Origin of the sequence: Lactiplantibacillus sp. ME-2 (assembly GCF_022549155.1) — a bacterium.
GTDB lineage: Bacteria > Bacillota > Bacilli > Lactobacillales > Lactobacillaceae > Lactiplantibacillus > Lactiplantibacillus plantarum.
Genome location: NZ_JAKZEQ010000066.1, coordinates 1 through 6,335, shown reverse-complemented (window position 1 = coordinate 6,335; position 6,335 = coordinate 1). Strand labels below are relative to the sequence as shown.

Here is a 6,335-nt window from a genome sequence, read left to right as displayed (position 1 = left end):
GATTCTATCGCACTGAAGTGCGTAATTATAGCCGGTTTGTTATTGGGTGCTTACGAAAGAACGAACCCAGTACACGTAATGCTAACAAATATCACTGCAATTTCTAATCGAATAACGCTGAATTTTCATCGCGTAGCACATAAAAAGTCGCCTACTAATTTAGCAGGCGACTTCCTTGGAACTATTATGACTTTTTAGCAAGCCATTTAGCTAGATAACGATTAGCTTGTGCAGAACAAAGCACTTTTTCACCATTTGTCATGGTTAATCGTCGCAAGTGCTTGTCCAATGACTTAATGCGTTTCAAGTTAACAACATATGACTTATGACACCTATAGAAATTAGGACTCAAATCAGGAACGTCCTTTAACAGTCCATAGTATTCTAATTCACCATCATCCAAATGGACTACGATTTTATGGGGACTGGTTGAACTTTCAAAAAATATAATGCTTTTAACATTAATTGATCTGACCGTCTCACCAATTTTTATTTGAACATAGTCGTCTTGGTCATTTTCATCGGTTTGAAAACGATCTTGCGCCACGTGTAAAACCTTGCTAAATCGCTCATACAAGGAATCTGGAAAATCCTTAAGAATAAAATCTAATGCCTCAACTTGATATTGAAACACCATCAAAGATAACTCCGTGTGTGTCGTGATAAAAATAATCTTGCTGCGACGGCCCATGTCACGAATCTGGCTAGCTAGTTGAATACCATTAATATCTGAATTAAGGGCAATATCTAACACATAGATTGCCTTTTGAGGCTGCTGTGCATTAACCTTGTCTAACAATTCGTGGGGATCTTGGCATGCTAAACAGATACTCATGTCTAGCTGTTGATCGACGATTACCTTAGTAATGATTTGCCGTATTTGTTGTAATTGTTTCGGATCATCTTCGCAAATGTAGACACTAATCATTCTGAGATACTCGCTTCACCGTCAAGCGTTGTAAGAATACCGCTCCTAAGACTCTGGTTTCGAGTATCATGTTCTCATTGCGATTAACAATCTTACTTAAACTATTCAATCCAATCCCCCGATTCTTGCCCTTAGTGGAATAACCTGCCTCTTTCAGCTTCCATAAGGGTGGTAACTGTTCAAAAACATTGTTTTGAATCAAGAACACCGTACTATTTTTTTCGATAAAAATGGCACTCATAATCTCTCCATCAGCATGTCCTACCGATGCTTCGATTGCATTATCCAACATAATCCCTAATGCAATGTCTAAATCCAATTCATTAACAGTAATGTCAATTAATGGTTCCTTTAAATCAAAATGAACTTCAATCTCTTGCGATTGTGCATAGCTCAACTTACTAAATAGGATACTCTTAATCGACTTCACTTTGACCCGACTCAAATCTTCAAGATTATATTTTTCTTTTAACACCCGATTTGAAACCGGTGCAAGATTCTTTTGATAATATTCTTGTAAACCTTCTAAATCATCAGTTTTCAAATATTCATCTATCGAAATCAACATATTCTGATAGTCATGTCTGAAACGTCGCAACTCATTATAGTGAGCTTCGATTTCATTCATATAGCGAGTATCATTTTGTATTTGTATTCTTTGCTTTTGGACTTCATATTTGGCTCTTACATTTTTTAAATATTCGTTATAAATCACCAATACTAACCCCATTACAACTGACAATATAATTAAATTACTTAATATAACCTGGAACTGATTTTCCAGACCTTCACTCAACATAATATACAAGTATATTATCATTAATAATAGTGCGGTTATGCGATTTAAGCTCTGATTACTAAACGTGGGACTGAAATTCGTGCGATCCATTACAATATTAAGAAAAATTAAGCTTACGACACTCAATATGACAAACACTACCACATACCCATTAGGAACTTTCATTAAACGAGTTAATATATCACAAATATGGTCAACCATAATCGACCATATGAACACTTGAAATGTTATACATAGTGCACCGCTTAGAACTCGTACATACCACCAAGTGAAAAATATAAACATCATTAACATTAAAAAAGAAAAACTAATTCCTAACTTTGCTAAAAAAATATAACTCATCAGCATACAGACGGATAAGAATATAACATCAAAAAGTCTCACAAAAAATATATTTCTCAACAAAGATTTAATTATCAAATAGATAGATAATTCTTGGAAGACAATCATTAACATATATCTACACTAATCCTTGCTTTTTAATTCATCAGGAATTTTAGTTTCGAATAATATCCCATGGCAGCACATAACCAACTGTTTAGTACCTACGTATTGAAAAAGATGGCTAAGTACTTTATACATTTTTTCTTTCATAATTTTCCCTCCTTTCATAGGGCATTAGTAATAAAGCGGCTAATGCCATCGCAATTAAAATGATTGTGCCAAAATAATTATTACTAACTATTTGTAACAAACTCAAAATTAATGACAATCCAATTGCCCGTCGCTTTAATTTTTTTCTCAATGACTTCGATGTAATAGGATTCTTTACCGTATCAGCTGGAGCAAAAATACTTATGATTATTACAAATATTAAACTTAATAACAATCTGTATACTTCAGAAATACCAGTTCCAATCACATACGGCACACCCACAAACACAAAGATAGTTAATATCGTACATAACAAATCCGATTTCAAGTGACGTCCATAGGCAAAGCCACGCAAAACTAAAAAACTACCCATAAAAACTAACACTGGGACCAACTCGTGTAGCAGCAACGCTAAGATAATAGTAATTATCAGCTTAGGAATAACATTTAATACAGTATCAATGCCTAGTTTAACTAGTAATGCCTGCCGTCTTTCTAGTTGAAGATTCTTTTGAATCGCAGCGAATAACCGATCGCTTAATTTATAAAGCAATAGTTTTTGTTCTGGCTTTTCCATATCCCACTCCTATAATGCTCAAATACATACCTGTATCAACAGTTTAAAACAGTATTAATTAATTGAAAAGAATACATAAATATATTAATTATTCAATATTGTTTTAAGACTAGAAATAAACATTTAAAGATACATCAGTTTAATTATTCATACGAAACTAAAGTTTCATGTAAAAAGATCGTTAATATAAATCAGTTTCATCGATACTCCCCCTTAATTTTTCCTTAGATTACAAGTCAAACTAGACTTAATTTCACTAATTCACATTACTCAATAGATTAATATCAAATGGTGAAAATCAACGAAAAGAGGAGATCTATCAAGCAATCTCCTCTTACATAAAGTTATTTATGAACACTGATTTAAGCTAAGCTGCCGATATCACAATCTCAGCATCCACTAAATCAGCCTTCAAGTTTTTGACATCTAAGTGGTCAAGGTAGAAATCCGTTACCTTGTCACGAATTTGTTGTTCAATTACTCGCCGTAATGGCCGCGCACCCATCGCTTCATCATAGCCTTGTTCCATCAGCCAATCTTTGGCCGCTTTAGTTACCTCAAGTTTGATGGATTTTTTGGCTAACGTTTTTTGTACATCCGCCAACATCAAATCGACAATTTGACTTAAGTCTTGCTTAGTCAGATGTGAAAATTCCACGATTCCATTAAAACGGTTCAGAAATTCTGGGCGGAAAAATGGTGCTAACTTATCCATTAATGACTGATCTCGTTGCTTGTCACCACTTAATGCTTCATTACCAAAGCCAGCATTAGAAGTAGCGATAATAATCGTATTTTTGAAATTAATGACATTGCCTTGTCCATCCGTTAAGCGCCCATCATCCATCACTTGTAACAGTAACGTTAATACTTGTGGATCAGCCTTTTCAATTTCATCTAATAATACAATGGAATATGGATTACGCCGAACCCGTTCGGTTAGAGTATTAGCATTATCTTCATAGCCTACGTATCCAGCCGAGGTACCAATTAATTTCGACACAGCTGTACGATCAGCATATTCACTCATATCTAGCCGAATAATCGCATTTTTATTTCCAAACATATCTAAGGCTAATTGCTTAGCTAATTCAGTCTTTCCTACGCCAGTTGGGCCCACAAACAGAAAACTTCCAATTGGCTGATCACCCTCTGAAAAGCCCGCACGGTTACGCCGAATTGCCTTCGCTACCATTTCAACCGCTTCATCTTGACCGATTACCTTACTTTTCAGACGCTTATCAAGATTTTTCAAGTGCTCAATATCATTAGCGCCCATATCAGCAACTGGTATACCAGTTAAACGTTCAACCGATTGTGCCACATCATCAATCGTGGCAGTGATTTTTTCTTTTTGATCCGTTTTTTTAATTTTTTGCTTGGTTTCCTCGATCGACTTCTTGATATCAGCGGCTTTTGTAAAGTCCTCCGATTTAACGGCGGCCTCCTTAGCTGCCTCTAATTTTTTAACGCGTTGATCCAATGTCTCAACATCAGTTTGCGAATTTTTAGCCGCTAAATGAGCCGCAGTCATGTCGATCAAATCGATAGCTTTATCTGGCAAAGTGCGTTGTGGTATATATTGGATTGAATAATCCACAGCCGCCTTCAAAACATCATCTGGTAATACAACATGATGATGCTTTTCGTACAGCTTTTTAACACCTTGTAATATACGTAAAGTGTCAGCGGCCGTCGGTTCATTAATCACAACATCATTGAATCGCCGTGCCAAAGCCGCATTTTTCAAAATAGTATTGCGATATTCATCTTGAGTCGTAGCCCCGATTACAGTCAGCTCGCCACGTGACAAAGCAGGTTTAATGATATCAGCCAATCCTTTGCCACCATCTTCACCACCAGTGGCGCCCGTGCCGATAATCTGATGAATTTCATCGAAGAATAGAATAATATTACCAGCTGCTTTAACTTCCTTTACTAGCTGTTTAATATTTTCTTCAAAAGAACCGCGATATTGAGTTCCTGCTTCCAAAGACGATAAATCAATCGAATAGATTTCTTTATCTTGAATCGTTTCTGGAACTTTACCAGCCACAATTGCTTGTGCCAGACCTTCGACGACTGCAGTTTTACCTACACCAGCATCACCAACTAAGATTGGATTATTTTTCGTCCTACGACTCAAAATTTCTGCAGTTTCTTGAATCTCATTCTCACGTCCAATCACTGGATCTAGTAATCCATCACGAGCCTGTTCCGTCAAATTAGTCCCTAACTTTTCTAAAATCCCCCCTTTTTTAACAGCCTGTTTACCATCTTTAGATACTTCTATTGTTTTATTATTTTGGGGTAGCTTACCAGTTGCTCGGTATTGAGCAAACTCATCCGGTGTCAGCGATTGTCCATTAACTAAATACCGTGCACGCTCCGAATTTTGATTATCCATGCGCCGAAATAATTGATTGAAAACATCATCCATATCATTGTTGAAAAAAGGATCATTTCCGTAGAAATTTGCCATATTACAACACCTCCATAAAAATTTATATGTGTAACTTAGTGACCATAATATCCTTTAAAACTACAACTGAATCGTATCACGATTTTTATGTATCGTTAAGTAAAGTGCTTATAGAATCAATTAGAAATAATTAGAATAATTTTGTTTAAACAAAAGAGAAATCAATTTCATAAAATGAATTGATTTCCCTACAAGGTTCCCTATTTAATAGCCCTTGATAAAGAACTTGAATTAACAAGTTACTTTCCAGACCAATTTTAATTTAAGAGACTGCGACTCAAAAAGCACACCCAGTATCAAGTTAAGGCCAACTAGTTATCGTTAATATTGCCACTTAAATATCAATACTAGCAATCATGACACACGTGTGAAATCATAAACCAAAACATATTACATGACGTAACGGCGGTCTTGGGACTGTAAACTCACAGTAATGATTCTATTGAGTTGGATAAGGTGCCGATGACCAGTAATTGCCATAAATGCAATTGCTTTCGGTACAATCGTAGTGACATAGCCAACTGTCTCGGCCATCTGCCCATTTGTTTTATAAAACCGTAATGAGACTCGACATTTTTGATCATGCGCTTGTTGTAATTTACAATAATTATTTTCAACACTCAAATTAAAGTCTCCCGTTCAAAGAATTCAGGTTTATTTATTCGTCAGTGAATCTATGTGTTTGTTTTTCTCATTGTTGACGGCGTAAGTCCACATTAAGGAGTCAGCTATTCAGTAAAAACTAAATAACTAGTATTCATGTTCAGCTCAGTATAATATGCATTGATGGTTACTAATCAAAAATCGATCTCTAAATATCCTAATTACTATGAAACTTTGAAGTTAATTTATGAGAAAAATAACTCACAACAAAACTCATGATTACAACCTTGTCATCATAACTAGGGACTGTCTGAAAACTAAAAATTCAGGTATAATCTGAGGAAAAACGAAT

At 35.4% G+C, this 6,335-nt stretch carries 6 protein-coding genes; all 6 read right to left on the bottom strand.

The window, feature by feature from the left end; translation table 11 throughout:
• Window positions 1-184: 184 nt before the first annotated feature.
• The 6 genes from MMY95_RS14725 to MMY95_RS14700 all read right to left on the bottom strand — a co-directional run bounded on the left by MMY95_RS14725 (window position 185) and on the right by MMY95_RS14700 (window position 6,004).
• Entirely contained in the window at window positions 185-928 is a 744-nt protein-coding gene (locus MMY95_RS14725) for a LytTR family DNA-binding domain-containing protein (protein WP_003646220.1), read from the bottom strand.
• The gene (locus MMY95_RS16125; protein WP_003642929.1) at window positions 921-2,183 is read right to left on the bottom strand and encodes a GHKL domain-containing protein; all 1,263 of its coding nucleotides are present in this window, start codon (window positions 2,181-2,183) and stop codon (window positions 921-923) included. The genes MMY95_RS14725 and MMY95_RS16125 overlap by 8 nt, the downstream gene beginning before the upstream one ends.
• Window positions 2,184-2,192: 9 nt before the next feature.
• On the bottom strand, window positions 2,193-2,321 hold the full coding sequence (locus MMY95_RS14715; protein WP_003643585.1) for a cyclic lactone autoinducer peptide: 129 nt from the start codon (window positions 2,319-2,321) through the stop codon (window positions 2,193-2,195).
• A complete protein-coding gene (locus tag MMY95_RS14710; RefSeq protein ID WP_003642930.1) occupies window positions 2,302-2,898 on the bottom strand; it encodes an accessory gene regulator AgrB in 597 nt (198 codons plus the stop codon). The genes MMY95_RS14715 and MMY95_RS14710 overlap by 20 nt, the downstream gene beginning before the upstream one ends.
• Before the next feature lie 367 nt (window positions 2,899-3,265).
• Window positions 3,266-5,380 carry an ATP-dependent protease ClpL gene (clpL, locus tag MMY95_RS14705; RefSeq protein ID WP_003642931.1) on the bottom strand — a complete coding sequence of 705 codons (2,115 nt, stop codon included), beginning with the start codon at window positions 5,378-5,380 and terminating at the stop codon, window positions 3,266-3,268.
• Window positions 5,381-5,770: 390 nt separating this feature from the next.
• Window positions 5,771-6,004 (bottom strand): hypothetical protein, encoded by a 234-nt coding sequence (locus tag MMY95_RS14700; RefSeq protein ID WP_003642932.1) that lies wholly within the window; start codon window positions 6,002-6,004, stop codon window positions 5,771-5,773.
• Window positions 6,005-6,335 lie beyond the last annotated feature (331 nt).